The sequence below is a fragment of the Faecalibacterium langellae genome (genome assembly GCF_002549775.1).
GTDB lineage: Bacteria > Bacillota > Clostridia > Oscillospirales > Ruminococcaceae > Faecalibacterium > Faecalibacterium langellae.
On sequence record NZ_NMTR01000032.1, the window covers coordinates 1 to 1626 of the forward strand.

Annotated in this window: 3 protein-coding genes; 1 reads left to right on the forward strand and 2 read right to left on the reverse strand. The window is 38.6% G+C overall.

Annotated elements, in window-relative coordinates; all coding sequences use genetic code 11:
• Window positions 1-481, reverse strand: a 481-nt coding sequence (locus CGS49_RS13370; protein WP_143405877.1) for a QueG-associated DUF1730 domain-containing protein, incomplete at its 3' end; no start/stop codon positions are given.
• Window positions 482-574: 93 nt separating this feature from the next.
• Between CGS49_RS13370 and CGS49_RS13375 the strand changes: the two genes are divergently transcribed.
• Window positions 575-1432 carry a metallophosphoesterase gene (locus CGS49_RS13375; RefSeq protein ID WP_023909690.1) on the forward strand — a complete coding sequence of 286 codons (858 nt, stop codon included), beginning with the start codon at window positions 575-577 and terminating at the stop codon, window positions 1430-1432.
• 23 nt (window positions 1433-1455) lie between these two features.
• Here CGS49_RS13375 and CGS49_RS14680 read toward each other — a convergent pair.
• On the reverse strand, window positions 1456-1626 hold a 171-nt coding region (locus tag CGS49_RS14680), incomplete at its 5' end, for a hypothetical protein (protein ID WP_489752635.1).

Consider the following 1626-nt stretch of genomic DNA (forward strand, 5'->3'; position numbering starts at 1 on the left):
ACCCGTATTCTTTCGAAATAACGAGTCCATTCTTTCCGATAAAGCCTATTCCAGCTCGCTTAGCCACTGCTGTATCAACCAAGGCTCCAGTGTCCACCATACCTTTATATTCGAAGTTTTCCGTTAGTTTTTCAATACCTTTTGCCAGACGTTTCAGTTTATCCTGCAAAACATAGTGATAATCTAGGCCCCATGAATTTGGAGTGATTTTGCCACGCTTAAATTCTGTTTTTTGAGGTTGTTGCGGCAACTTATGCGGATAGGCCACAGCAATAGATATGATGGTTTTAGCTGATTCCAAGCTCAATTTGGGGTAAATACGCTCTTCAATATTTTTATGTTCAAATCCTGTTGTTCGCCCTTCTTCGATACCAAGACGAAGGGATTTTTCCAGATAGTCGAAATCATCGGCGGTTGTAAAACCAATTTTTGAAATACCAATTTCCTTGGCCATCTTTTGTATTTCTAACTTGATATTCATATTCTTATCATAATGAAAACAGAGCGCAAGGGCAAGTATTTTTTATCATCTTCGTCTAAGGACAAGGTACGACCTTTTTGTTACAATGTTTCTATGACAAGACTTGCAGTAATGAGTGATTTACACATTGATTTAAATCATTTTGAGACATATGAAATTGATACTCTTATAAAGTGTCTAAAAGATCAAAAGGTCACTCACCTCCATATCGCTGGTGATATTTCTAACCATTATTTTATCGACACGAAACCTTTTCTACACAAACTTTCTAAGGAGGTCAAGGTTACCTCTAATTTAGGCAATCATGATATGCTTGATTTAGAGGATGACCTTATTGATAATCTGGATTTTCAGGTAATTGATTTAGGAAGTATGACATTATTGGCCTTTCATGGATGGTATGATTATTCCTATTCTGGTGAAAAGTTGGATAAGATTCTCAAACGTAAGAAGCAACTCTGGTTCGACAGACGCCTCAAGCGATTGGGGAACGATCCAGAAATCTGTCACAATGGTCTCAAGAGGCTAGACGATATTCTAAATGATTTGGACACTAGCAAACTTATAGTTGCCATGCATTTTGTTCCTCACAATCGTTTCACCATGACTCACGAGCGTTTTAAACCTTTTAACGCTTTTTTAGGATCTGAACAATTCCATAAGATTTTCGTCAAGCACAGCGTTAAAGATGTTGTTTTCGGTCATGCCCACCGAAGTTATGGGACGGTAACGATTGACGGTGTAACCTATCACTCGCGTCCTCTTGGATACCGACGTGAATGGGATTTAACCATTGACTTTGTTTCCAATCACCCTGAACTCAATCCTACTGGAACATGGAACCTCTCCAAACGTTACAACCTAGTCAAGAAACGGCCAGAGTTTTTAGATTACGAAAAAAAGGAACTAGCAAATGAGTTCCTTTCATCTATGACATTATTCGATTTATAGAACGACTCTTTGAGAGTCGTTTTTTAGTCGATGAAAAATCCCTGCTTTTGTAGATCCTTCAAGGTGTTAGCACGATTGGCAACGGATTTGTCCATGGTCTTGGCAATTTGAGTCGTAAATTCATCAACTCTGTTATTGAGATCGCGAAGATCATAATACTCATGGACTTCAGCGTCGTAGTCTTTTAGCTCCGC